Source organism: Dyella sp. AD56 (assembly GCF_002878475.1).
Lineage (GTDB): Bacteria > Pseudomonadota > Gammaproteobacteria > Xanthomonadales > Rhodanobacteraceae > Dyella.
Window position 1 is genome coordinate 74,924 of the sequence record NZ_NRDP01000025.1, and the last position, 22,042, is coordinate 96,965.

A 22,042-nucleotide genomic window follows, 5' to 3' on the forward strand; every position below is an offset into this window, starting at 1 on the left:
GCCAAACTAGCGCAGGGCGGCGTGGCTGCCAATCCGCCGGTGCCGTCCCGGGTGTCTGCGCGCACTCAGCCGGCGGTGAGGGCCTTCAGTTCGTCGGCCTGGTTTTCGCGGGTCAAGGTGTCGACCAGTTCGTCGAGATCGCCCTGCAACACCTCGGGAAGGCGGTAGAGCGTCAGGTTCACGCGATGGTCGGTAATGCGCCCCTGCGGGAAGTTGTAGGTGCGGATGCGCTGGCTGCGATCGCCCGAGCCCACCTGCAGGCGACGCGACTCTGCCTGGACAGCGGCCTGTCTGCTGCGCTCGTCGTCCAGCAATCGTGCCTTCAGGAGGCTCATGGCGCGGGCGCGGTTCTTGTGCTGGCTGCGCTCATCCTGGCACTCGACCACGATACCGCTGGGGAGATGGGTGATGCGGATGGCCGAATCGGTCTTGTTGACGTGCTGGCCGCCCGCGCCGGACGCACGGAACGTATCGGTTTTGATGTCTGCAGGATTGATTTCGATCTCATCGATCTCGTCCATCTCCGGCAGGATTGCCACGGTCGCGGCCGAGGTATGGATGCGGCCCTGCGATTCGGTTGCCGGGACGCGCTGCACGCGGTGCGTCCCGGATTCGAACTTCAACCGTGAGTACGCGCCTTTGCCTTCGATGCGCGCCACGATTTCCTTGTAACCGCCGTGTTCGCCAGTGTTCTCGCTCAACACTTCCACGTGCCAGCGACGGCGTTCGGCGTAGCGCGCATACATGCGGAACAGGTCGCCGGCGAAGATGGCGGCTTCGTCACCGCCGGTGCCGGCGCGCACTTCGAGGAACAGGTTGGCCTCGTCGCGCGGGTCCTTCGGTAGCAGCAGGATCTGCAGTTCGTCGTCGAGCTCGGCGAGGCGGTGCTCGAGACGACCGATGTCGTCCTGCGCCATGTCGCGCAGCTCGGGGTCGTCCAGCATGGCGCGTGTCTCGCCCAGTTCGCGTTCGGCCTGGTCGTGCTCGCGCAACGAGTTCGTCACGGGTTCGAGTTGTGCATATTCGCGCGACAACTCGCGGAAACGGTTGGTATCGGTCAGCACGTCGGGCTGCGCGAGTAGCAGTCCAATTTCTTCGTGGCGTTCGGCGAGGGATTCGAGCTTGCGGCGAATGGAAGGCGTCATGGCGAGTGTGCGAAGTGAGGGGAGGGAGAGGTTGCGCGTTGGGCGCAAGGGGACGTCTCGTTCTCCCGCTACTCTTCGCTCACTTCCGGTTTCTCCGTAATGCCATACAGGCGACCCGCCGCGTGTAGCAGATCCATGTCGCCGCTCATCGCCGCTTCGCGCAGGCGCGCGCTCGGGTGATGCAGCAGCTTGTTGGTGAGGGTGTTGGCGAGGAAGGCCAGGGCCTCCTCCGGCGACTTGCCTCGCGCAAGCATGGCGCGGGCCTTATCCAGCACTTCGTCGCGATAGGCTTCCGCGTGCTGGCGCAGGTCCACCGCTGGGTTGTGCAGCGAAAGCGCGCGGCGCCAGGCCATGTAACGCTCGACCTGCAGGTCGATGATGGCATCGGCTTCGTGTGCTGCAGCCTCGCGGGAGCGGCGGTTGTCGTCGATCACCTGGCGCAGGTCGTCGATGCCGTAGAGGAACACGTCATCCAACTCGCCGATGGATGGCTCGATGTCGCGAGGCACGGCGATGTCCACCATGAACATCGGCTTGCGTCGGCGAGCCGAGACGGCTTTCTCGACCATGCTGCGCGTCACGATGGGCTGGCGCGCGGCGGTGGAGCTTATGACGATGTCCGCGTCGGCCAGATGCTGCGGCAGATCGTGGAGCGAAATGGCATAGCCGCCATAGCGGCTGGCAAGCTCCTGCGCGTTCTCCAGCGTGCGGTTCGCCACGATCAATCGGCGCACCTGCTTGTCCATCAGATGCCGTGCGGCCAACTCGATGGTGTCGCCGGCGCCGATCAGCAGCACGCAAGCCTGGCGCAAATCCGCGAACACCTGCTCGGCCAGCCGTACGGCGGTAAAGGCGACGGATACCGTGTGTGCGCCGATGCGGGTGTCAGTGCGCACGCGCTTGGCCACGGCAAAGGTGTGCTGGAGCAAACGCTCCATCGGCGCGCGCAGTGCCTGGGCATCGCGCGCCTGCTGGTAGGCGTCCTTCACCTGGCCGAGGATCTGCGGTTCGCCCAGCACCATAGAGTCCAGGCCCGTCGCGACGCGGAACATGTGACGCACGGCCGCATCTTCGTCATGCCGGTAGAGGAACTCGTCCAGCTTGCCCGGAGTCAATTGATGATGACGGCTGAGCCACGCCTGCGGAACGTCTTCGGCCCCTGCCGAGACGCTCACATATAGTTCGGTACGGTTGCACGTGGAGAGGATCATGGCCTCTTCCACGCCGGGCTCGCGGGCGAGCGCCTGCAGGGCCAGTCCGGCGGACTCCGCATCGAATGCCACTTGTTCGCGCAAATTGACTGGCGCGGTGAGGTGGTTGAGCCCTAGGGCGATCAGCTTCATGGTTCGATTCGGAGCGAGAGGCATCCGGCGGCGTAAACTAGAAATGAGCAGCGACCGTTCTACAGTGTGGATACGGCCGTGTCACGGACGGATGAGCGGAGAATAGTGTGCTGAGCAGGTGGTCCAAGTTCAAGCAACTGCGGCATTTTGCGGCTGGCGGCATGGTGGCCCTGGTATTGGCCGGATGCGCCACCGTCTCGGGCACCGGGGGGCGCACGTTGCCCAACGACAAACAGCCGCTGGGCCGGCTGGTGGTGGCGGTTCCCGATCAGGATCACGACCTGATGGCCCAACTGCTTGCTGGCGAGATGGCGCTCACCCGCACCGATCTCAAGACGGCGTCCCAGGCCTATGGCCGCGCGGCACAGCTTTCCCCCGATCCGAAGGTGGCCGAGCAGGCCGCTGCCCTGGCCATTGCGATACGGGATACCGACGCCGCCCAGGCGGCGATCGCCCGGTGGCAGGCGCTGGGGGCGAAACCGGCACCGCTCGCGCAGGCCCGTGCGCAATTGGCGCTCAGCCAAGGCAACACCGAGGAGGCGCGCCGCCAACTCGAGATCCTCGTAGGCACCGGTGACCCGGATGCCTGGCGCCAGTTTGGCCGCGTGCTGGTCAGCAGCAGGGATGCCGCTCAGGCGACCCAGTTGCTGGAAGCCATCGCCACGCCGCAGCGCTTGCCCAACGATCCGCAGGCCTGGCTCGCCATGAGCGAACTGGGTGACAAGCTCGGCCGCCATGCGTATGCGTTGCAGATCGCGGACGCCGCTGCGAAGCGTTTCGGCACGGCGGAGACCTACGCTTGGCTGGGTCAGATGAAGTATCACGATGGCGACCGGGTTGGCGCCAAAGCCTTGTTCGACAAGGCCATGGCCAAGGATCCGAAGAACACCCAGATGCGCCTGGCCTATGCGACCTTGCTGGGGCAGGGCGGCGATTACACCGCGGCCGCCAAACTGCTCGATAACGGCCCGCAAGACTCGGACACCTATGCCATGCGGGCTGCGCTGGCTGCCCGAGCCAAAGACACCAAGACCATCAGCCGCCTCTACAACCAGTTGCAGCATTCGCCCGAAGACGTGCGCCAGAGCAGTGCCTATCTGCTGGGTCAGATGGCGGAGATGCTGGACAAGAAGGAAGAAGCCCTGAAGTGGTACGACCAGGTCGCCGACGATGACGACCACGCCTTCGACGCCGATCTGCGCAGCGCGATCTTGCTGCAGGATCTTGGCCGTAGTGCTGAGGCTCACGAGCAACTGGCGCAGATGCAGACGGACTATCTCGACCAGCCCGCCATGCTCCGTCGCGCCTATGAAGTGGATGCCGAGCTCTACATGGACGAGCAGCAGTACGCCCAGGCTGAGCGCGCGTTCAGCCGTGCCCTGCAGGTCACGCCCGACGATCCGGCCCTGCTATATGGGCGGGGCTTGGCTTATGCGGAAGCGGGTCAGACCGATCAGGCCGTCAACGATTTCCGTCACTTGCTTCAGCTCAAGCCCGACGACACCGATGCCTCCAATGCGCTGGGCTACACGCTGGCCGACGCCAATCGGGATCTCCCTGAGGCGCAGCGGCTGATCGAGCAGGCACGCTCGGAACGCCCGGATGATCCGGCCATCCAGGATTCCTGGGGCTGGCTGCAGTACCGCCTGGGGCACTTGGATCAGGCCGAGAAGTCCCTTCGTGGTGCCTGGACGGCGCACAAGGATGCGGACGTCGGCGTGCACCTGGGCGAAGTGCTGTGGAAGCAAGGGCGCCAGGAAGACGCTCGCCGTGTGTTCGACGAAGTCCGTAAGATGGACCCGCAAAGCGTCAACCTCCACAACACCCTCAAGCGTCTCAATCCATGAAGCTTCCTATTCGTCTCCTCGCGGCAGCCTTGCCGCTGCTGTTAGCCGCCTGCGCCCATAAGGAAGCCGTCCGTCCGCAACCCAGGGCCGATTACTCGACATTGCTCAACGAGCAGCGCGCCCGCGAACACCTGCTGGTCAAGACCGATCATTGGGTGCTGCAGGGCAAGATCGGCGTGGTGGGTGAGGTCAACGGCAAGAAAGACGGCGGCAGCGGCACGCTCACCTGGACCCAGAACGGCACCAGTTACGACTTCGTCGTGCGTGGGCCGGTGGGCGCCAAGAGCTTCAAGCTCAGCGTGACACCGGAATGGGCGGTGCTCGAAGGCCTGGATGGCGGTCCGCAGCGCAGCACGGATCCGGAGACGGTCGTGCAGAACGCGCTGGGCTGGCACGTCCCTCTGCGTGACTTGCGCGCTTGGGTGCTGGGCGTCCGCGCCGATAGCGGTCCTGCCGACATCACGTTCGGCGACGATGGGCTGCCCGCGACGCTGACGCAGGATGGCTGGACCATCTCGTACCCCGCCTGGGACACCACCCGGGAGCCGGCAGTACCGACCAAGATCTTCGCCAGCAACCCGCCGTATTCGGTGCGCTTGTCGGTGGAGTCCTGGAATATCCAGTAAAAGGCCGCTTTTTAAGACGAGGGGCCCATTTCGCGGCAACGCCACTTGAAGCGGCGTCCTCCCGCGAGCATCCGCCCTTGATCCTTTTTTGAGGCTCACCTCAATCCCCTCTCCGGAGGGGAGAGGAAGTTGAGAGCATTTCCATGACCTTCCACATCGAACGCGCCCGCCCCGATCAGGTCGACGCCCTGTGCGCCATTGAGCGCGCAGCGGTCGAACTGTTTCGTGGCCATCCCGCGTGGCGGTCCTATCGCGAGGTATCGGTACCGCCCGAAGTGATGCGTGAAGCCATCGCCCGCGGTCTCGTCTGGGTGGCTGTCATTGGCTCGGGCGAGCCTGTTGGTTTCGTCTGGCTGGATGCGGAGGAGGGCGGCGACGCCATCGGGGTTGCTGAGATGGACGTGCTGCCCTCGCATGGACAGCGCGGCATCGGCGCTGCCCTGCTCGAACACGCGTGTGGCTGGGCGCGCATGGCCGGCTATCACCGTGTCGATCTCGGTACCCTGGCCGACGTGCCGTGGAATGCCCCGTTCTATGCGAAGCATGGCTTCCAGGTCGTGGACAAGAATCGTCCGGAATTTGCCTTCGCCCGCGAGCGTGACCGCGAAAACGGCTTCCCGGACGACCTGCGCGTCTTTATGAGCCGGCCGTTGCCGCCGCCTGATCTCACCGACTGGACCGTCTGCGGCCGGCGCCGCCAAGGTGAACCTATTCCTGCGCATCGTCGGTCGCCGGCCGGACGGTTACCACGAGCTGCAGACGGTGTTCCGCCTGCTGGATTGGGGTGACGAGATCCGCCTGCGTATCCGGTATGACGGGGAAATTCATCGTCTGACCGACGTTCCTGAGGTACCCGCCGAGAGCGACCTGGTGGTGCGGGCGGCCCGTCTACTGCAGCCCCTCGCGCTGGCGGGCTCGGGCGTCGATATTGAGGTGGAGAAGCGCGTCCCTATGGGCGGCGGCTTGGGCGGCGGGAGCTCGGACGCCGCGACCGTGCTGGTGGCGTTGAATCGCCTCTGGGACGCCGGGCTGGACGAGGATGCCCTGGCTGAACTGGGGCGCCAACTGGGCGCGGATGTACCGGTCTTTGTGCGCGGACGGTCGGCCTGGGCCGAGGGAATTGGTGAAAAACTCACGCCTTTGAGCCTGCCAGAGCGTTGGTACGTGGTGTTGGACCCCCACGAACACGTGCCGACCGGAGCACTTTTTCAAGCTTCTGAATTGACACGAAATGCCCCGCCCGCCACAATTTCATCCTTTGCTTCGGGCGAAACGGTCGAGAACGCGTTCGCGCCCGTGGTCCGCGCGCGACATCCGCGTGTGGCTGCGGCGCTGGACTGGCTCGACGGCTTCGGCCGGGCAAGGCTTTCCGGCAGCGGTGCGTGCGTTTTCCTGGAAACGGACTCCGTGGAACGTGCCGAAGCCATTGCGGAGCGGTGTCCCACCGGTTTCACGGCCCATGTGGCCAAGGGTGAGGATGTTTCTCCGTTGCATGTCGCCCTGGCGCGCTTTCGCGGCATCGACAGGAACGGCAAGTAAGTAAGACCAGTTATTACTGGGGCGTCGCCAAGCTGGTTAAGGCACAGGATTTTGATTCCTGCATGCGAAGGTTCGAATCCTTCCGCCCCAGCCATTTCCACATGGCTCAAACAGGCTCTAAAGATGACCGTCGACCTTTCCGGCCCGATGCTCTTCACCGGTAACGCCCATCGCGCACTTGCCGAAGACGTGGCTCAGCGTCTTGGTGTGCCGCTTGGCAAAGCCCTCGTCAGCACGTTCAGCGACGGCGAAGCGCAGGTGGAGATCGAGGAAAACGTCCGCCGCCAGGAAGTGTTCGTGCTGCAGCCCACGGGTGCGCCGAGCGCGGAGAACCTGTTCGAGCTGCTGGTGCTGGTGGACGCGCTCAAGCGCGCCTCGGCGGCCAGCGTGACGGCGGTCATCCCGTACTTTGGCTACGCCCGCCAGGATCGTCGCCCGCGTTCGGCGCGCGTGCCGATCACGGCGAAGATGGTGGCCAAGATGATCGGCACCTCGGGCGTGGATCGTGTGCTCACGGTTGATCTGCACGCGGATCAGATCCAGGGCTTCTTCGACATCCCGGTAGACAACGTCTATGCCTCGCCGGTGCTGCTGGCAGACATCTGGCGTAACTACAGCATGGACGACCTGATCGTGGTCAGTCCGGACGTTGGCGGTGTAGTTCGTGCGCGTGCCATGGCCAAGCGCTTGGACGACGCCGATCTCGCCATCATCGACAAGCGTCGTCCGAAGGCGAACGTCGCCACCGTGATGAATATCATCGGTGAAGTCGACGGCAAGACCTGCGTGCTGGTCGACGACATCGTCGACACCGCTGGCACCCTGTGTGCAGCGGCTGCGGCTCTGAAGGAGCGCGGCGCCCGCAAGGTAGTGGCGTATTGCGTGCATCCGGTGCTGTCCGGTGCGGCGTTGAAGAACATCGAGGGCTCCCAGCTCGACCAGCTGGTGGTCACCAACACCTTGCCGCTGCGCGCCGATATCGCCGCATGCAGCAAGATCCGCCAGCTTTCGGTTGCCGAGCTGCTGGCGGAAACGATCCGCCGCATCGCCTTCGGCGAGTCGGTGAGCTCGTTGTACATCGACTGAGTTTTCCCGCGACAGGCATAAGCCTGTCGCGGCTTTACGGCTCCTCTGGTCGCGGGGGAGTCGCCTGACTGCCGCAAGGCAGCTCACTTTTGATAGGCAATACCAACATGGCTACGACTCACGAAATCAAGGCTACGATCCGTAATGACGAGGGGAAGGGTGCGAGCCGCCGCCTGCGTCACACCGGCGTCGTGCCTGCTGTTGTCTACGGCGCCGGCCAGGCCCCGCAGAGCATCCAGATCGAACACAACACCATCCTGCTCGCTGCCAAGCACGAGTGGTTCTTCTCCTCGGTGCTCGACCTGAACGTCGACGGCAAGGTGCAGAAGGTGCTGGTGCGTGACTGGCAGAAGCATCCGTACAAGCTGCAGATGCTGCACATGGACTTCCTGCGCGTTGACGAAAACGCCGCCCTGCGCGTGAAGGTGCCGGTGCACTTCCTGAACCAGGACAAGTCGCCCGCTGCCAAGACCTCGGGCGTGGTGATCTCGCACAACCTGACGGAAGTGGAAGTGTCCTGCTTGCCGAAGGATCTGCCGGAGTTCATCGAACTCGACCTGACCGACCTCAAGCCGGGCGACATCGTCCACCTGTCGCAGCTCAAGCTGCCGAAGGGCGTGGAAATCGTCGCTCTGCACCTGGGTGCGGATCACGACACGGCCGTCGTCACCGCCAACACGGTGAAGGAAGAAGTCGACGCGGCTCCGGCCGAGGGCGAAGCCGCCCCGGCTCCGGAAGCGCCGAAGAAGTAAGTCGCTGCGGCCCATGTCCCCTCGGGGCGTGGGCCGTTCGATCTTATGGCGGGTCTTCGACTCATCGTCGGACTGGGCAATCCCGGTGCCGAATATCTCCGAACCCGGCACAACGCCGGGTTCTGGTTTGTTGATGCCCTGGCGTCAGGGCAGGGCGAGCGCTTCGGTTTCGACGGCAAGCTGCATGGTGAGACCTGCAAGGTACGCATCGGCGGCCAGTCGGTGTGGCTGCTCAAGCCCGCCACCTTCATGAATAAAAGCGGCATCGCCGTGGCTTCGGCGTTGCGCTACTACAAGATCGAGCCGGACGAGTGCCTGGTGGCGCACGACGAACTCGATCTCGATGCCGGCACCGTGCGGATGAAATTCGATGGCGGTCACGGTGGCCAGAACGGTCTGCGCGACATCGTCGCGCATCTTGGGCACGCCAAATTTCATCGCCTGCGCATTGGCATCGGCCATCCCGGCCACAAAGATAGAGTTACGCCGTGGGTGCTTGGTCGCCCATCGGCGCAGGACGAAGACGCCATCGTCGACGGCATGGCGCGCGCGCTCGACGTGCTGCCGCTGGCAGTCGATGGCCAGTTCGACAAGGCCATGCAACAACTACATACCCCGGCGGCGGATAAGAAGACGGACTGATTGTCCGGGCTTTTGTTCGTCGCCAGATCACAGCTTCGCGGAGTTCCCATGGGCATCAAATGCGGCATTGTCGGCCTGCCTAACGTCGGCAAATCCACCCTGTTCAACGCGCTGACCAAGGCGGGTATCGCCGCGGCCAACTTCCCGTTCTGCACCATCGAGCCGAACGTAGGTGTGGTGCCCGTGCCCGATCCGCGCCTGAATGCGTTGTCGGACATCGTCAATCCGCAGAAGGTCATTCCGACCGCGGTCGAGTTCGTCGACATCGCGGGCCTCGTTGCCGGCGCATCGAAGGGTGAAGGCCTGGGCAACAAGTTCCTCGCCCACATCCGCGAAGTGGATGCCATCACGCATGTCGTGCGTTGCTTCGAGCACACGGACATCATCCATGTCGCCGGTAAGGTCGATCCGATCGCCGATATCGAGACCATCGACACCGAACTGGCGTTGGCCGACCTGGACTCCGTCGAGAAGGCGCTGAACCGCGCCGAGCGCGCCGCCAAGGCCAACGACAAAGAGGCTGTGGCGAAAAAGCCGGTGCTCCAGAAGCTGGCCGCCGGCCTCAACGAAGGCAAATCTGCGCGCAGCCTCGGCTTGGACGACGATGAAAAGGCGCTCGTGCGCGACTTGTTCCTGCTCACGCTGAAGCCGCTGATGTATATCGCCAACGTGCGCGAAGACGGCTTCGAGAATAATCCGCACCTGGACGCCGTGCGCGCCCGTGCCGTCACCGAAGGCGCCGAAGTGGTGCCGGTGTGCGCCGCCATTGAAGAAGAGCTCTCTCAGCTCGACGACGCCGACCGCGACGAATTTCTCAAGGACCTGGGTCTTGACGAGCCGGGCCTCAACCGCGTGATCCGCGCGGGCTACAAATTGCTCAATCTGCAGACCTACTTCACCGCTGGCGTGAAGGAAGTGCGCGCCTGGACGATCAAGCGTGGTTTCACCGCGCCGCAGGCGGCGGGCGTGATCCACACCGACTTCGAGCGCGGCTTTATCCGCGCCGAAACAGTGAGCTACGACGATTTCATCCAGTACAAGGGCGAGGCTGGCGCTGCCTCGGCGGGCCGCCTGCGCAAGGAAGGTAAGGATTACATCGTGAAGGACGGTGACGTGCTGCACTTCCTGTTCAACGTCTAAACGGACAGTTCGGGAAAAAAGGCCGCGCACTGCGCGGCCTTTTTTTGTGTCCGTCTTCTTCTGCGTGAGTGGGGGGCGATCTGCAGCGTGGTGCAGGAATTCTCAACGGCGTGATCCTCCTTGGATTGATCGTGTTCGTTTGGAGTACCAGGCCACCATTCGGGGGCTGGCTGGATCGGATGCTCACTGAGTTTCTTGTACGGCGCGCGGCGCGCGTGCTGTGATGCGGCCATGAGTAATTTCCGCATACGACGGGCTTGCGTTGACGATGCGCCGGCCGTGTCACGACTGGTGCGTCGCGTTGCACGCCGTTGGATCATGCCTGGCCAGCCTCCCGAGGCTGTAGAGGCACTGGAGCGGTCACTGAAGGTCCCGGTCGTCCGACAACGCATGGAGGACGATCTGCGCTTCCATCTCGCCTTCTTGGCTGGCGGGCTGGTTGGCGTCGCTGCGGTGCGCAACGACAGTCACGTGGTCTATCTGTTCGTCAGTACGCGATACCAAGGCCAGGGCATCGCTAGAAAACTGTGGGATCGACTGCGCAACGATTGTGAGCGCCGTGCAGGCACGCGTGTGTTCACGCTCAATGCGGCTGAGGGGGCCGTCCCGGTCTACCAGCGCTTCGGTTTCGTGGTCGATCGCGACCCGGCGCGCCTGCGTGGCAAGGTGGTGGCAGTGCCGATGATCTATTACGGCGCGGGTTCGCCGCAGCGTAAGGGGCGGCCCGACAAGGCATCGCGAACCGACGTAAGCGTGGCGGGGGAGTCCGCCAGAACCGTATCTAGACCGAGGCAAGCGGCAGCGCGATAGTCCTGAGCATTGTTGACGCCAATCGGACCGCTTCGAGGGTGTTTTCCGGGGCGTCGGCCTTCCCGGCGCGATGGGCGATGATTATGGGCAACCGCGGCTCCGTCGCGTTAGGGCGCGTGGCCTGGCAGGACGTCAGTGCGGCGCAGGCGAGCAGTGCGACGGCCTGTCGGCGGCTTGAAGGCTTCATGGTGGCGGTATCGGAGCGGGTCGCCGCATGATGTGTCTTGTTCGCCCATGCGTCATGTCCTGCCATGGCTCGCTGGGTTGCGCGCGGTGAGAGCCCGTCCAGGAACACTGGCGGTGTGCGTGGCGAGGGCGAGGGCGCATAATCCCGCTACTGTTCCCCTCGAGTCTCTCCTCCATGCCCGGCAAGCAACATGAAGTGAATTTCCGTTTCCTGGCCCAGCCGACTGATGTCAATTTCGGCGGCAAGGTGCACGGCGGCATGGTGATGAAGTGGATCGATCAGGCGGGTTACGCCTGCGCTGTCGCATGGAGCGGGGCCTACTGCGTTACCGCGTCGGTCAGTGGTATCCAGTTCGTGAAGCCCATTCTCATCGGTGACATGGTCACTGTGCGGGCGCGTCTGATCCATACGGGGCGCTCCAGCATGCACATGGCCGTGGATGTGCTGGCGCGCGATCTGCGCAGCGACGAGCATCGCTTGGCGACCAGTTGCGTGATGGTGTTTGTGGCGCTGGATGCACCTGAGGGCAAGCCTACGCCGGTGCCGACCTGGCAGCCTCGCGATGACCATGAGCGCCTGCTGCAGGAGCAGGCCATGAAGCTCATGAATCTTTCCAAGGAGATGGAGCAGCTTGTTGACGCGCACGTCGCGGAAGGTGTCTGAGAGACACCTCTGAGTTGGTGAAAAAAAAACGCGGGAAAACGTCAATTTTTTCGCAGAAGGTGTTGACAGCCCCCGGGCTGATCCACACAATAGCCGTTCTTTGTTGGAGGGATACCCAAGCGGCCAACGGGGGCAGACTGTAAATCTGCTGGCTTACGCCTTCGGTGGTTCGAATCCACCTCCCTCCACCAGACGAGTTCCGCGCAGGGCGGGAGTAGTTCAATGGTAGAACATCAGTTTTCCAAACTGATTACGCGGGTTCGATTCCCGCCTTCCGCTCCATTGGCTCTCGCTGGTTTTGCAGTGCTCATGTAGCTCAGTCGGTAGAGCACTTCCTTGGTAAGGAAGAGGTCGCTGGTTCGATTCCAGTCATGAGCACCATCTCACCGCGGTCCGCGGGTATTGATTCCACTCCTCATTATTTTTGACTCCATCGGGGTTTTAGGCGTATGGCAAAGGGTAAATTCGAACGCACCAAGCCGCACGTCAACGTCGGCACGATTGGTCACGTGGACCACGGCAAGACGACGCTGACGGCCGCACTGACCAAGGTCGGCGCAGAGCGCTTCGGTGGCGAATTCAAGGCGTATGACGCGATTGACGCGGCGCCGGAAGAAAAGGCACGTGGTATCACGATTTCGACGGCTCACGTCGAATACGAATCGCCGAACCGCCACTACGCCCACGTGGACTGCCCGGGCCACGCCGACTACGTGAAGAACATGATCACGGGTGCCGCGCAGATGGACGGTGCGATCCTGGTGTGCTCGGCCGCTGACGGCCCGATGCCGCAGACCCGCGAACACATTCTGCTGTCCCGTCAGGTGGGCGTGCCCTACATCGTCGTGTTCCTGAACAAGGCCGACATGGTGGACGACGCCGAGCTGCTCGAGCTGGTCGAGATGGAAGTGCGTGAACTGCTGTCGAAGTACGAGTTCCCGGGCGACGACACCCCGATCATCAAGGGTTCGGCCAAGCTGGCGCTGGAAGGCGACCAGTCGGAAATCGGCGTGCCGGCGATCATCGCCCTCGTGGAAGCGCTGGATACCTATATTCCGGAGCCGCAGCGTGCGATCGACCAGCCGTTCCTGATGCCGGTGGAGGACGTGTTCTCGATCTCCGGCCGCGGCACCGTGGTGACCGGTCGTATCGAGCGCGGCATCATCAAGGTCGGTGACGAAGTCGAAGTGGTGGGCATCCGTCCGACCCAGAAGACCACCGTCACGGGCGTGGAAATGTTCCGCAAGCTGCTGGACCAGGGTCAGGCAGGCGACAACGCCGGTCTGCTGCTCCGCGGCCTGAAGCGTGACGACGTCGAGCGCGGTCAGGTGCTGGCCAAGCCGGGCACGATCACCCCGCATACCGACTTCGAGGCTGAGGTGTATGTGCTGTCGAAGGACGAAGGTGGTCGTCACACCCCGTTCTTCAAGGGTTACCGTCCGCAGTTCTACTTCCGCACGACCGACGTGACCGGCGCGATTGAGCTGCCGGAAGGCGTGGAAATGGTCATGCCGGGCGACAACATCAAGGTGGTTGTCAGCCTGATCCACCCGATCGCCATGGACCAGGGTCTGCGCTTCGCCATTCGCGAAGGCGGCCGTACCGTCGGCGCCGGCGTGGTGGCCAAGGTCATCAAGTAAGACTCTCGGATTGCCACCCTCGGGTGGTAGCCTAGAAAAAACCGGCCTTATGGCCGGTTTTTTTTATGGTGTTCAGCAAAAAGAAGTATTTAGGGCTTTTCTTTGGCTGAATTTAACGCTATAGTCGCGGTCTTGCCTGTCATCCGATCTCTGATTTGGGTGACCTTACAGCGAAATGAGGCACAGGAAGTGCTTCGAGTTCGCTGGCCTGGATGGCCACTACGCAGGAAAGGGCTTAGACAACGAAGCGTGACGCTTTGTTGACCTAGCTATTTCGCGCGTTTTATACTTTTCTGTCTGGGTGGGCCCGTTTTGGGCCTGCCCAGTCTTTTAAGGTCGATTTCGCGGCATTGAAGTCGCTTGCCGTATCGACTGGCAGTAACTAGCGACAACGGGTTGTGCGGATGGGCGAGAAGCTCATCCGATTCACAGAATTTGTTCTTTCGAAAACAGGACACGGTTTATGGCGAACCAAAAAATTCGCATTCGGCTCAAGGCGTACGATCACCGTCTGATCGACCGCTCGGCCAGCGAAATCGTCGAGACGGCCAAGCGCACTGGCGCAACGGTCCTCGGCCCGATTCCGCTCCCGACCAAGATTGAGCGTTACACCATTCTGGTGTCGCCGCACGTCGACAAAGATGCCCGCGACCAGTACGAGACCCGTACCCACAAGCGCGTGCTTGACATCGTCGACCCCAACGACAAAACCGTGGACGCGCTCATGAAGCTGGACCTCGCCGCTGGCGTGGACGTTCAGATCAAGCTTGGTTGAGCGAGAGACAGGATACGAAGATGAGTATCGGACTAGTTGGCCGCAAATGCGGCATGAGCCGACTCTTCACTGAAGATGGCCGTTCGATTCCGGTGACCCTCATTGAGGCCACCCCGAATCGCGTCACGCAGCTGAAGACGGAAGAAAACGATGGTTACAGCGCTGTGCAGGTCGCAGCCGGCGTCAAGCGCGCCAGCCTGCTGACGCAGCCGCTGAAGGGCCATTACGCGAAGGCGAAGGTTGAGCCGGGTCGTGGTCTTTGGGAGTTCCGCGTATCTGCCGACGATCTCGGCAAGTACAGCGTGGGCGCCGAGATCAAGGCCGACGACGTGTTCCAGGCGGGTCAGATCGTCGACGTCGCTGGCGTGTCGAAGGGCAAGGGCTTCCAGGGCACCATCAAGCGTTGGAACTTCACCATGGGTGACGCGACCCACGGTAACTCGCTGTCGCATCGTGCGCCGGGTTCTATCGGTCAGCGTCAAACCCCGGGTCGCGTGTTCCCGGGCAAGAAGATGTCGGGCCACATGGGTGCGGTGAACCGCACGCAGCAGGGCCTCGAAGTGGTCAAGGTCGACGCCGAGCGTCATCTGATCGCGGTGAAGGGCGCGGTGCCGGGTGCTACCGGCGGCGACGTCATCATCCGTCCGACGACCAAGGGCTGAGGAGAGACGCCATGGAACTCAATGTTATTGGCGCCAAGCCGCTCAACGTGTCGGACGAAGTGTTCGGCGGTGAGCTTAAGCAGGCCCTGATCCACCAGGTGGTCGTTGCCTATCAGGCAGGCGGTCGCGCTGGCACGCAGTCGCAGCTTTCGCGCGGCGAAATGTCCGGCACCACCAAGAAGTTCAAGAAGCAGAAGGGCGGCGGCGCCCGTCACGGTGACTACCGTGCACCGATCTTTGTCGGTGGTGGCCGCACGTTCGCTGCCAAGCCGCGCAGCTACGAGCAGAAGGTCAACCGCAAGTCGTATCGCGTTGCCATCCGTTCGATCCTGGCCGAGCTGGTTCGTCAGGACCGTCTAAAGGTGGTCGAGAGCTTCGGCATCGAATCGCCCAAGACCAAGGCGATGGTTGCCAAGCTGGCTGAACTGCAGGTCTCGGGTCGCGTGCTGCTGGTGTCGGAAGACGCCAACGAAGCTACCTTCCTGGCTGCGCGCAACATCCCGTACATCCACGTAGTGGACGTGTTGGCGCTGAATCCGGTCAGTCTGGTCGGTTCGGACCACATCGTCATGACCGTCGATGCGGTGAAGAAGATCGAGGAGTGGCTGGCATGAGCAACGAACGCATTCTGAATACGCTGCGTGCGCCGCACATCTCGGAAAAGGCCGCGCGTCTCGCCGAGAAGAACCAGTACGTATTCGTGGTTGCTCCCGAAGCAACCAAGGCCGATGTCCGCGCAGCGGTGGAGCAGATGTTCGACGTCAAGGTCGAGCAGGTGAACCTCGTCAATGCCAAGGGCAAGGTCAAGTCCTTCCGTTTCCGCACTGGCAATCGCCAGGGCAAGCGTAAGGCCTATGTCCGCCTCGCCGATGGCCAGACCATCGACGTGTCGGCCAAAGCCTGAGCCAGGAGTTGAATTGAGATGGCACTGATCACTCACAAGCCGACCTCCCCCGGTCGTCGCGACGCAGTCAGCGTTCGCACCGAGGGCCTTCACAAGGGCGCGCCGTACGCGGCGTTGACCGAAGCGAAGACCAAGAACGGCGGTCGCAATAACTACGGTCGTATCACTGTTCGCCACCAGGGTGGTGGTCACAAGCAGCGTTATCGCATCATCGATTTCAAGCGCGACAAGGAAGGCATCGCTGCCACGGTCGAGCGTATTGAATACGATCCGAACCGTACCGCGCATATCGCTTTGCTGTGCTATGCCGACGGCGAGCGTCGTTACATCATTGCTCCGAAGGGCGTGCAGGCGGGCGACCGTCTCGTGTCGGGTAGCGATGCACCGATCAAGGTTGGCAACAGCCTGCCGCTGCGCGCGATCCCGGTGGGCTCGACCATTCACTGCATCGAGATGCGTCCGGGCAAGGGTGCGCAGATCGCGCGCTCGGCCGGTGCTTCGGTCCAACTGGTGGCTCGTGAATCCGGTTACGCCACGCTGCGTCTTCGCTCCGGCGAGATGCGCCGCGTGCCGGTCGATTGCCGCGCCACCATCGGTGAAGTGGGCAACGGCGAACACAGCCTGAAGAAGCTCGGTAAGGCCGGCGCGAAGCGCTGGTTGGGTATTCGTCCCACCGTTCGCGGTGTGGTCATGAACCCGGTCGACCATCCGCACGGCGGTGGTGAGGGCAAGACCTCTGGCGGTCGTCACCCGGTTTCTCCGTGGGGTACGCCGGCCAAGGGCTACAAGACGCGCTCGAACAAGCGCACCCAGCAGTTCATCGTGCGTCGTCGCAAGTAATAGGAAACGATCATGCCGCGCTCTCTAAAGAAAGGTCCGTTTGTCGACCTGCACCTCGTAAAGAAGGTGGAAGCCGCCGTTTCCGCCAATAACAAGCGCCCGATCAAGACCTGGTCGCGTCGCTCGATGATCCTGCCGGAGATGGTCGGCTTGACCATCGCCATCCACAATGGCCGTCAGCATGTCCCAGTGCTGGTCAACGAGAACATGGTCGGGCACAAGCTCGGCGAGTTCGCGACGACCCGCACCTTCAAGGGCCATGGCGGCGACAAGAAGGGCAAGTGATGAGCACTGAAGCCAAAGCGATCCTGCGCAGCGCCCGCATTTCGGCGCAGAAGGCACGCCTGGTAGCTGACCTGGTCCGCGGTTTGCCCGTGGGCCGTGCCAGCGACGTGCTCCAGTTCACCAACAAGAAGGCCGCAGCCATTGTTCGCAAGGTGCTGCTGTCGGCCGTCGCCAACGCCGAGAACAACCTCGGCGCTGACGTCGATGAGCTGAAGGTCTCGCGTATCTTCGTGGACGAAGGTCCTGCGATGAAGCGTATGTACGCCCGCGCCAAGGGTCGCGGTTCCCGCATCCTGAAGCGCACGAGCCACATCACTGTGGTCGTTGGCAACTAAAGAGGACGTAGACGATGGGTCATAAAGTTCATCCCACCGGTATCCGCCTCGGCATTGCCAAGGACTGGAACTCGAAGTGGTACGCCAATAAGGGCGAATACGCCCAGTACCTCGCAGCCGATCTGAAGGTTCGCGAGATGCTGCGCAAGAAGCTGGCTCAGGCCGGCATCTCCAAGATTCTCATCGAGCGCCCGGCCAAGACCGCGCGCGTGACGATCCACACCGCCCGTCCGGGCGTGGTGATCGGCAAGAAGGGTGAGGATATCGAGAAGCTGCGCAAGGAAGTCAGTCAGCTGATGGGCGTTCCGGCGCACATCAACGTCAGCGAGGTGCGCAAGCCCGAGATTGACGCGCAGCTGGTTGCCGAATCCATTGCACAGCAGCTTGAGCGTCGCATCATGTTCCGCCGCGCCATGAAGCGTGCGGTCGGTAATGCGATGCGCTTGGGCGCCCTGGGTATCAAGATCAATGTCTCTGGCCGTCTGAACGGCGCTGAGATTGCTCGTTCCGAATGGAGCCGCGAAGGTCGCGTGCCGCTGCATACGCTGCGCGCCGACATCGACTACGGCACCGCCGAGGCTCATACGACCTACGGCGTCATCGGCATCAAGGTGTGGATCTACAAGGGCGAGATCTTCGATCTGTCCCAGATCAACCAGGAGTCGAAGGAAGAGCAGTCCCAGCCGCGCCGCGAGGGTGGTGAGGGTCGTCGTGAATCGCGTCGCGAGGGCGGTGAAGGCCGTCGCGAGCGGACGGCGAAGTAAGGAGAGTTGCCATGCTGCAACCCAAGCGAACCAAATTCCGTAAGCAGTTTAAGGGCCGCAACGATGGTCTGGCTTTCTCCTCGAATCTCGTCAGCTTTGGCGAGTTCGGTCTGAAGGCCACCACGTTCGGCGCGCTGACCGCTCGTCAAATCGAAGCCGGTCGTCGTTGCATCACCCGCTTCGTCAAGCGTGGTGGCAAGCTGTGGATCCGTGTGTACCCGGACAAGCCGATTACCAAGAAGCCCATCGAAGTTCGAATGGGTGCCGGTAAGGGTGGCGTCGAATACTGGGTCGCTCCGATCCAGCCGGGCCGCATGCTCTATGAAATCGAGGGTATCGACGAGGCCACAGCACGCGAGGCGTTCCGCCTGGCCGCTGCCAAGCTCTCGGTCCAGACCCAATTCGTGACCCGGGCGGTGATGTGATATGGCCATCAAAGATCTGACTAACAAGACGGCCGAAGAGCTGAATAAGCACCTGCTGGACCTGCGCAAGGAGCAGTTCAACCTGCGCATGCAGAAGGGCACCGGCCAGCTCAACCAGCCGCACCAGCTGCGCCGCGTTCGGCGCGACATCGCCCGCACGAAGTTCGTGCTCGGCGGCAAGAAGTAAGGGACGGCCGATATGAGCGACAACAAAAAGCAGACGCGCACCCTCGAGGGCCGCGTCATCAGTAACAAGATGGACAAGACCGTGACGGTCCTGATCGAGCGCCAGGAACAGCATCCGCTGATCGGCAAGATCATCCGTCGTTCGACCAAGCTTCACGCCCAGGACGACCTGGGTGCGAACGAGGGCGACCTGGTCCGCATTGCAGAATGCCGTCCCTTGTCCAAGACCAAGCATCACCGCGTGGTCGAAATCGTCACTCGCGCTAACGTCTAAGGGAGGGTGCAGACATGATTCAGATGCAAAGCACGCTTTCCGCGGCCGATAACAGCGGTGCCAAGGAACTGATGTGCATCAAGGTGCTCGGTGGCTCTAAGCGCCGTTACGCCGCGATCGGTGACGTGATCAAAGTCACCGTGAAGGATGCCATTCCCCGCGGCAAGGTGAAGAAGGGCGAGGTGTACAACGCCGTGGTGGTTCGTACCGCCAAGGGTGTGCGTCGTCCCGATGGCTCGCTGATCCGTTTCGACGGTAATGCAGCGGTCCTCCTCAACAACAAGCTCGAGCCGATCGGTACCCGTATTTTCGGGCCGGTTACCCGCGAGCTGCGCAGCGAGAAGTTCATGAAGATCGTCTCGCTCGCGCCCGAAGTGCTCTGAGCGGAGGCCAGACATGAACCGTATCCGCAAGGGTGATCAGGTCCTCGTGATCACCGGCAAAAACAAGGGTCAGCGCGGTGACGTGCTGCGCGTCGATGGCGAGCGTGTGTTCGTCTCCAACGTGAACTTGGTCAAGCGTCACACCAAGCCGAACCCGCAGGCCAACCAGGCTGGCGGCATCGTCGAGCGTGAGGCTTCGATCCACATCTCCAACGTCCAGCTGTTCAACTCCGCCACGGGCAAGGGTGAACGCGTTGGCGCCAAGACGCTCTCTGATGGGCGTAAGGTGCGCGTGTTCCGTTCCTCCGGCGAAGTTGTGGACGCGTAAGGAATCAACGTTATGACGACGCGTCTCGAAACGTTTTACAAAGACCAGGTCATCCAGAAGCTCACCGAGCGTTTTGGTTACCAGAACGTGATGCAGGTTCCCCGCATCACCAAGATCACGCTCAACATGGGCGTGGGCGAAGCTGCGGGCAACAAGAAAGTGCTCGAGAACGCCGTGGCCGACATGGCCAAGATCTCCGGCCAGAAACCGATCCAGACCAAGGCCCGCGTGTCGGTCGCCTCGTTCAAGATCCGTGACGGTTGGCCGATCGGCTGCAAAGTTACGCTGCGCCGTGCCCAGATGTGGGAATTCCTTGATCGCCTGATCAACATCTCGTTGCCGCGTACGCGCGACTTCCGTGGTGTGTCGGGTCGCGCTTTTGACGGCCGCGGTAACTACAACTTCGGCATCAAAGAGCAGATCATCTTCCCGGAAATCGACTTCGACGCCGTCGATGCCATGCGCGGTATGGATATTTCCATCACCACCACGGCAAAGTCCGATGACGAAGCCAAGGCGCTGCTGGAAGCGTTTAGCTTCCCGTTCCGCAACTAAGAGAGCCGCGAGAGACACATGGCCAAGACCTCAATGGTTAACCGCGACCTCAAGCGGACCAAGCTCGTCAAGAAGTACGCCGCCAAGCGCGCCGAACTGAAGGCGATTGTGCTGAGCCCCACCGCCTCCTATGAGGAAAAGATGGAAGCTCAGACGAAGCTGCAGAAGCTGCCGCGCGACGCAAGTCCTGCTCGTCAGCGTACCCGCTGTGCTCTGACCGGCCGCCCGCGCGCCGTGTATCAGAAGTTCGGTCTGGGTCGCAACAAGCTGCGCGAAGCCACCATGCGTGGTGACGTGCCTGGTCTCCGTAAGGCCAGCTGGTAATACCCCAAACTGGGCGGGGTAGGGCGTGAGCCTTACCTCGTTCCGATGCGGCGGCAAGCCTTTGGCTCGCCGCCGTTGGCGTGATTTCGCGCCGTTATTCGCAAAGCCGGAAAAATGCTGCTATAGTCGTCGGTCTGCGTTCCTGCAGGCTGGCTCTATGCCGGTATACAACTCAAAACAGATTTCCGGTTTTTCGGATATCGGTGCACTCTGAAGGATGTTTTCATGAGCATGACTGATCCCATCGCCGATCTGTTTACGCGCATCCGCAATGCCCAGCTCACGGGCAAGCAGGCCGTAAACATGCCGTCGTCGAAGCTGAAGGTGGCTATCGCCAACCTTCTCAAGAATGAGGGCTATATCCTCGACGCCAAGGCCTCCAGCGTGGAAGGCAAGCCGGTACTCGAGATCAAGCTCAAGTATTTCGAAGGCCGTCCGGCTATCGAATCCATTGCCCGTGTCAGCCGCTCTGGTCTCCGCGTCTACCGCGGCAAAGACGAGCTGCCGAAGGTCCTCGGTGGCCTGGGTATCTCGATCATCTCGACTTCCGCCGGTCTGCTGACCGACGCGCAGGCCCGTTCCAAGGGTCTGGGCGGCGAAGTCATCGGCCAGGTCGCATAAGGAGCCGACGATGTCCCGCGTTGCCAAACAGCCGATTACCCTGCCGAAGGGCGTTGAGATCACCTCGAACGCCAATGGCATCACCGTCAAGGGCCCGAAGGGCACCCTGGCGACCCACACCCTGCCAGGCGCATCCGTCTCCATCGAAAACGGCGTGGCGAATGTCGCCGTGGCCGAAGGTGCAGACGACAAGTTCGGTGGCACCCTGCGCGCACTGCTGGCCAATATGGTCAAGGGCGTTTCCGACGGTTACGAGCGCAAGCTCGAGCTGGTCGGCGTGGGCTACCGTGCCTCGATGGCCGGCAAGTCGCTGAATATCGCCCTGGGCTTCTCGCATCCAGTCGTGTTCGATGCGCCGGAAGGCATCACCATCGAAACCCCGACGCAGACTGAAATCCTCATCAAGGGTTCGGACAAGCAGCGCGTGGGTGAAGTGGCCGCCAAGATCCGTGGCTTCCGTCCGCCGGAACCCTATAAGGGCAAGGGCGTGCGCTACTCCGGCGAGAAGATCACCCTGAAGGAAGCCAAGAAGGCCTAATCGCCTATCCGCTTCCTGGAGAGAACACGATGAACAAGAACGATTCCCGCCTGCGTCGCGCCAAGGCCACTCGCGCCCACATTCGCAAGCTCGCCGTTGCTCGTCTGTCGGTGCATCGCACCGGTCAGCACTTGTACGCGCAGGTGTTCGCGGCCGATGGTCTGAGTGTGGTGGCTGCCGCCTCCACCCTGCAGAAATCGGTTGCCGAGAGCCTGAAGGGCACGAAGAACCTGACCGCTGCTGCTGCTGTCGGCAAGGCCGTAGCTGAGCGTGCACTGGCCGCTGGTATCCAGTCCGTGGCGTTCGATCGCTCGGGCTTCCGCTTCCACGGTCGCATCAAGGCTCTAGCCGATGCGGCTCGTGAGGCCGGCCTGAAGTTCTAAGCCGGTCCGATCAGGTGCCGGTTTCGGCCGGCACTTGATC

At 62.4% G+C, this 22,042-nt stretch carries 30 protein-coding genes, 4 tRNA genes and 1 pseudogene; 33 read left to right on the plus strand and 2 right to left on the minus strand.

What is annotated here, in order from left to right; genetic code table 11:
* Positions 1–65: 65 nt before the first annotated feature.
* Positions 66–1,145, minus strand: coding sequence for a peptide chain release factor 1 (prfA, locus tag DyAD56_RS16490; protein ID WP_102303864.1), 1,080 nt, complete (start codon positions 1,143–1,145; stop codon positions 66–68).
* 68 nt (positions 1,146–1,213) lie between these two features.
* Positions 1,214–2,488: a glutamyl-tRNA reductase gene (gene hemA / locus DyAD56_RS16495; protein WP_102303865.1), complete on the minus strand. Its 1,275-nt coding sequence runs from the start codon at positions 2,486–2,488 to the stop codon at positions 1,214–1,216.
* 107 nt (positions 2,489–2,595) lie between these two features.
* On the opposite strand from hemA, the gene DyAD56_RS16500 reads away from it, so the two are divergent.
* The 33 genes and pseudogenes from DyAD56_RS16500 to rplR all read left to right on the plus strand — a co-directional run bounded on the left by DyAD56_RS16500 (position 2,596) and on the right by rplR (position 22,002).
* Positions 2,596–4,335 carry a tetratricopeptide repeat protein gene (locus DyAD56_RS16500; protein ID WP_102303866.1) on the plus strand — a complete coding sequence of 580 codons (1,740 nt, stop codon included), beginning with the start codon at positions 2,596–2,598 and terminating at the stop codon, positions 4,333–4,335.
* Positions 4,332–4,961: a lipoprotein insertase outer membrane protein LolB gene (gene lolB / locus DyAD56_RS16505; RefSeq protein ID WP_102303867.1), complete on the plus strand. Its 630-nt coding sequence runs from the start codon at positions 4,332–4,334 to the stop codon at positions 4,959–4,961. Before DyAD56_RS16500 ends, lolB begins: the two co-directional genes overlap by 4 nt.
* Before the next feature lie 143 nt (positions 4,962–5,104).
* Positions 5,105–6,500: pseudogene (gene ispE, locus DyAD56_RS24520) on the plus strand (4-(cytidine 5'-diphospho)-2-C-methyl-D-erythritol kinase).
* A 17-nt stretch (positions 6,501–6,517) separates the two neighbouring features.
* A tRNA-Gln gene (locus tag DyAD56_RS16515) sits at positions 6,518–6,594 on the plus strand.
* Positions 6,595–6,647: 53 nt separating this feature from the next.
* Positions 6,648–7,586, plus strand: a complete 939-nt coding sequence (locus DyAD56_RS16520) for a ribose-phosphate diphosphokinase (RefSeq protein WP_102304013.1) — start codon at positions 6,648–6,650, stop codon at positions 7,584–7,586.
* Between the two features lie 107 nt (positions 7,587–7,693).
* Positions 7,694–8,338 (plus strand): 50S ribosomal protein L25/general stress protein Ctc, encoded by a 645-nt coding sequence (locus DyAD56_RS16525; protein WP_102303868.1) that lies wholly within the window; start codon positions 7,694–7,696, stop codon positions 8,336–8,338.
* Between the two features lie 45 nt (positions 8,339–8,383).
* Positions 8,384–8,980, plus strand: coding sequence for an aminoacyl-tRNA hydrolase (gene pth / locus DyAD56_RS16530; protein WP_102303869.1), 597 nt, complete (start codon positions 8,384–8,386; stop codon positions 8,978–8,980).
* 48 nt (positions 8,981–9,028) lie between these two features.
* Positions 9,029–10,120 (plus strand): redox-regulated ATPase YchF, encoded by a 1,092-nt coding sequence (ychF, locus tag DyAD56_RS16535; protein ID WP_102303870.1) that lies wholly within the window; start codon positions 9,029–9,031, stop codon positions 10,118–10,120.
* Between the two features lie 231 nt (positions 10,121–10,351).
* The gene (locus DyAD56_RS16540; RefSeq protein ID WP_102303871.1) at positions 10,352–10,930 is read left to right on the plus strand and encodes a GNAT family N-acetyltransferase; all 579 of its coding nucleotides are present in this window, start codon (positions 10,352–10,354) and stop codon (positions 10,928–10,930) included.
* A gap of 77 nt (positions 10,931–11,007) precedes the next feature.
* Entirely contained in the window at positions 11,008–11,148 is a 141-nt protein-coding gene (locus DyAD56_RS23960; protein WP_158241371.1) for a hypothetical protein, read from the plus strand.
* Positions 11,149–11,291: 143 nt separating this feature from the next.
* The gene (locus tag DyAD56_RS16545; RefSeq protein ID WP_102303872.1) at positions 11,292–11,780 is read left to right on the plus strand and encodes an acyl-CoA thioesterase; all 489 of its coding nucleotides are present in this window, start codon (positions 11,292–11,294) and stop codon (positions 11,778–11,780) included.
* A 105-nt stretch (positions 11,781–11,885) separates the two neighbouring features.
* Positions 11,886–11,971 (plus strand) — tRNA-Tyr (locus DyAD56_RS16550).
* A 17-nt stretch (positions 11,972–11,988) separates the two neighbouring features.
* Positions 11,989–12,062: transfer RNA gene (locus tag DyAD56_RS16555), tRNA-Gly, on the plus strand.
* Between the two features lie 23 nt (positions 12,063–12,085).
* Positions 12,086–12,161 (plus strand) — tRNA-Thr (locus tag DyAD56_RS16560).
* Between the two features lie 68 nt (positions 12,162–12,229).
* A complete protein-coding gene (gene tuf / locus DyAD56_RS16565) occupies positions 12,230–13,420 on the plus strand; it encodes an elongation factor Tu (protein WP_102303873.1) in 1,191 nt (396 codons plus the stop codon).
* Positions 13,421–13,883: 463 nt separating this feature from the next.
* Positions 13,884–14,195: a 30S ribosomal protein S10 gene (gene rpsJ, locus DyAD56_RS16570; RefSeq protein WP_017461875.1), complete on the plus strand. Its 312-nt coding sequence runs from the start codon at positions 13,884–13,886 to the stop codon at positions 14,193–14,195.
* A 20-nt stretch (positions 14,196–14,215) separates the two neighbouring features.
* Positions 14,216–14,857, plus strand: coding sequence for a 50S ribosomal protein L3 (gene rplC, locus DyAD56_RS16575; RefSeq protein WP_102303874.1), 642 nt, complete (start codon positions 14,216–14,218; stop codon positions 14,855–14,857).
* 11 nt (positions 14,858–14,868) lie between these two features.
* A complete protein-coding gene (gene rplD, locus DyAD56_RS16580; protein ID WP_102303875.1) occupies positions 14,869–15,471 on the plus strand; it encodes a 50S ribosomal protein L4 in 603 nt (200 codons plus the stop codon).
* A complete protein-coding gene (gene rplW / locus DyAD56_RS16585) occupies positions 15,468–15,761 on the plus strand; it encodes a 50S ribosomal protein L23 (protein ID WP_046972911.1) in 294 nt (97 codons plus the stop codon). The genes rplD and rplW overlap by 4 nt, the downstream gene beginning before the upstream one ends.
* Positions 15,762–15,779: 18 nt before the next feature.
* Positions 15,780–16,601, plus strand: coding sequence for a 50S ribosomal protein L2 (gene rplB, locus DyAD56_RS16590; protein ID WP_102303876.1), 822 nt, complete (start codon positions 15,780–15,782; stop codon positions 16,599–16,601).
* Between the two features lie 12 nt (positions 16,602–16,613).
* Entirely contained in the window at positions 16,614–16,886 is a 273-nt protein-coding gene (gene rpsS, locus DyAD56_RS16595; RefSeq protein WP_046972909.1) for a 30S ribosomal protein S19, read from the plus strand.
* Positions 16,886–17,221: a 50S ribosomal protein L22 gene (rplV, locus tag DyAD56_RS16600; protein ID WP_102303877.1), complete on the plus strand. Its 336-nt coding sequence runs from the start codon at positions 16,886–16,888 to the stop codon at positions 17,219–17,221. Before rpsS ends, rplV begins: the two co-directional genes overlap by 1 nt.
* Before the next feature lie 14 nt (positions 17,222–17,235).
* Positions 17,236–17,985, plus strand: coding sequence for a 30S ribosomal protein S3 (gene rpsC, locus DyAD56_RS16605; RefSeq protein WP_102303878.1), 750 nt, complete (start codon positions 17,236–17,238; stop codon positions 17,983–17,985).
* Positions 17,986–17,996: 11 nt separating this feature from the next.
* A complete protein-coding gene (gene rplP, locus DyAD56_RS16610; RefSeq protein ID WP_038620428.1) occupies positions 17,997–18,410 on the plus strand; it encodes a 50S ribosomal protein L16 in 414 nt (137 codons plus the stop codon).
* 1 nt (position 18,411) lies between these two features.
* A complete protein-coding gene (rpmC, locus tag DyAD56_RS16615) occupies positions 18,412–18,597 on the plus strand; it encodes a 50S ribosomal protein L29 (RefSeq protein WP_019464891.1) in 186 nt (61 codons plus the stop codon).
* Positions 18,598–18,609: 12 nt separating this feature from the next.
* Entirely contained in the window at positions 18,610–18,870 is a 261-nt protein-coding gene (gene rpsQ / locus DyAD56_RS16620) for a 30S ribosomal protein S17 (protein WP_102303879.1), read from the plus strand.
* Positions 18,871–18,884: 14 nt separating this feature from the next.
* Positions 18,885–19,253 (plus strand): 50S ribosomal protein L14, encoded by a 369-nt coding sequence (gene rplN, locus DyAD56_RS16625; RefSeq protein ID WP_007513359.1) that lies wholly within the window; start codon positions 18,885–18,887, stop codon positions 19,251–19,253.
* A gap of 13 nt (positions 19,254–19,266) precedes the next feature.
* Complete coding sequence (gene rplX, locus DyAD56_RS16630) at positions 19,267–19,581, plus strand: 50S ribosomal protein L24 (protein ID WP_102303880.1); 315 nt, start codon at positions 19,267–19,269, stop codon at positions 19,579–19,581.
* A 12-nt stretch (positions 19,582–19,593) separates the two neighbouring features.
* A complete protein-coding gene (rplE, locus tag DyAD56_RS16635) occupies positions 19,594–20,136 on the plus strand; it encodes a 50S ribosomal protein L5 (protein WP_046972904.1) in 543 nt (180 codons plus the stop codon).
* An 18-nt stretch (positions 20,137–20,154) separates the two neighbouring features.
* Positions 20,155–20,460, plus strand: coding sequence for a 30S ribosomal protein S14 (rpsN, locus tag DyAD56_RS16640; protein ID WP_102303881.1), 306 nt, complete (start codon positions 20,155–20,157; stop codon positions 20,458–20,460).
* A 225-nt stretch (positions 20,461–20,685) separates the two neighbouring features.
* On the plus strand, positions 20,686–21,081 hold the full coding sequence (gene rpsH / locus DyAD56_RS16645) for a 30S ribosomal protein S8 (protein ID WP_102303882.1): 396 nt from the start codon (positions 20,686–20,688) through the stop codon (positions 21,079–21,081).
* A gap of 10 nt (positions 21,082–21,091) precedes the next feature.
* Positions 21,092–21,619 carry a 50S ribosomal protein L6 gene (gene rplF / locus DyAD56_RS16650; protein WP_102303883.1) on the plus strand — a complete coding sequence of 176 codons (528 nt, stop codon included), beginning with the start codon at positions 21,092–21,094 and terminating at the stop codon, positions 21,617–21,619.
* A gap of 29 nt (positions 21,620–21,648) precedes the next feature.
* Positions 21,649–22,002, plus strand: coding sequence for a 50S ribosomal protein L18 (gene rplR, locus DyAD56_RS16655; protein ID WP_102303884.1), 354 nt, complete (start codon positions 21,649–21,651; stop codon positions 22,000–22,002).
* Positions 22,003–22,042: the final 40 nt, after the last annotated feature.

What these genes read in the sequence shown, in the direction of transcription:
- prfA (WP_102303864.1), bottom strand. Translation starts at nt 1,145, where the DNA reads ATGACGCCTTCCATTCGCCGCAAGCTCGAATCCCTCGCCGAACGCCAC.
- hemA (WP_102303865.1), bottom strand. Translation starts at nt 2,488, where the DNA reads ATGAAGCTGATCGCCCTAGGGCTCAACCACCTCACCGCGCCAGTCAAT.
- lolB (WP_102303867.1), top strand. Translation starts at nt 4,332, where the DNA reads ATGAAGCTTCCTATTCGTCTCCTCGCGGCAGCCTTGCCGCTGCTGTTA.
- DyAD56_RS16520 (WP_102304013.1), top strand. Translation starts at nt 6,648, where the DNA reads ATGCTCTTCACCGGTAACGCCCATCGCGCACTTGCCGAAGACGTGGCT.
- DyAD56_RS16525 (WP_102303868.1), top strand. Translation starts at nt 7,694, where the DNA reads ATGGCTACGACTCACGAAATCAAGGCTACGATCCGTAATGACGAGGGG.
- pth (WP_102303869.1), top strand. Translation starts at nt 8,384, where the DNA reads ATGGCGGGTCTTCGACTCATCGTCGGACTGGGCAATCCCGGTGCCGAA.
- ychF (WP_102303870.1), top strand. Translation starts at nt 9,029, where the DNA reads ATGGGCATCAAATGCGGCATTGTCGGCCTGCCTAACGTCGGCAAATCC.
- DyAD56_RS16540 (WP_102303871.1), top strand. Translation starts at nt 10,352, where the DNA reads ATGAGTAATTTCCGCATACGACGGGCTTGCGTTGACGATGCGCCGGCC.
- DyAD56_RS23960 (WP_158241371.1), top strand. Translation starts at nt 11,008, where the DNA reads ATGATTATGGGCAACCGCGGCTCCGTCGCGTTAGGGCGCGTGGCCTGG.
- DyAD56_RS16545 (WP_102303872.1), top strand. Translation starts at nt 11,292, where the DNA reads ATGCCCGGCAAGCAACATGAAGTGAATTTCCGTTTCCTGGCCCAGCCG.
- tuf (WP_102303873.1), top strand. Translation starts at nt 12,230, where the DNA reads ATGGCAAAGGGTAAATTCGAACGCACCAAGCCGCACGTCAACGTCGGC.
- rpsJ (WP_017461875.1), top strand. Translation starts at nt 13,884, where the DNA reads ATGGCGAACCAAAAAATTCGCATTCGGCTCAAGGCGTACGATCACCGT.
- rplC (WP_102303874.1), top strand. Translation starts at nt 14,216, where the DNA reads ATGAGTATCGGACTAGTTGGCCGCAAATGCGGCATGAGCCGACTCTTC.
- rplD (WP_102303875.1), top strand. Translation starts at nt 14,869, where the DNA reads ATGGAACTCAATGTTATTGGCGCCAAGCCGCTCAACGTGTCGGACGAA.
- rplW (WP_046972911.1), top strand. Translation starts at nt 15,468, where the DNA reads ATGAGCAACGAACGCATTCTGAATACGCTGCGTGCGCCGCACATCTCG.
- rplB (WP_102303876.1), top strand. Translation starts at nt 15,780, where the DNA reads ATGGCACTGATCACTCACAAGCCGACCTCCCCCGGTCGTCGCGACGCA.
- rpsS (WP_046972909.1), top strand. Translation starts at nt 16,614, where the DNA reads ATGCCGCGCTCTCTAAAGAAAGGTCCGTTTGTCGACCTGCACCTCGTA.
- rplV (WP_102303877.1), top strand. Translation starts at nt 16,886, where the DNA reads ATGAGCACTGAAGCCAAAGCGATCCTGCGCAGCGCCCGCATTTCGGCG.
- rpsC (WP_102303878.1), top strand. Translation starts at nt 17,236, where the DNA reads ATGGGTCATAAAGTTCATCCCACCGGTATCCGCCTCGGCATTGCCAAG.
- rplP (WP_038620428.1), top strand. Translation starts at nt 17,997, where the DNA reads ATGCTGCAACCCAAGCGAACCAAATTCCGTAAGCAGTTTAAGGGCCGC.
- rpmC (WP_019464891.1), top strand. Translation starts at nt 18,412, where the DNA reads ATGGCCATCAAAGATCTGACTAACAAGACGGCCGAAGAGCTGAATAAG.
- rpsQ (WP_102303879.1), top strand. Translation starts at nt 18,610, where the DNA reads ATGAGCGACAACAAAAAGCAGACGCGCACCCTCGAGGGCCGCGTCATC.
- rplN (WP_007513359.1), top strand. Translation starts at nt 18,885, where the DNA reads ATGATTCAGATGCAAAGCACGCTTTCCGCGGCCGATAACAGCGGTGCC.
- rplX (WP_102303880.1), top strand. Translation starts at nt 19,267, where the DNA reads ATGAACCGTATCCGCAAGGGTGATCAGGTCCTCGTGATCACCGGCAAA.
- rplE (WP_046972904.1), top strand. Translation starts at nt 19,594, where the DNA reads ATGACGACGCGTCTCGAAACGTTTTACAAAGACCAGGTCATCCAGAAG.
- rpsN (WP_102303881.1), top strand. Translation starts at nt 20,155, where the DNA reads ATGGCCAAGACCTCAATGGTTAACCGCGACCTCAAGCGGACCAAGCTC.
- rpsH (WP_102303882.1), top strand. Translation starts at nt 20,686, where the DNA reads ATGAGCATGACTGATCCCATCGCCGATCTGTTTACGCGCATCCGCAAT.
- rplF (WP_102303883.1), top strand. Translation starts at nt 21,092, where the DNA reads ATGTCCCGCGTTGCCAAACAGCCGATTACCCTGCCGAAGGGCGTTGAG.
- rplR (WP_102303884.1), top strand. Translation starts at nt 21,649, where the DNA reads ATGAACAAGAACGATTCCCGCCTGCGTCGCGCCAAGGCCACTCGCGCC.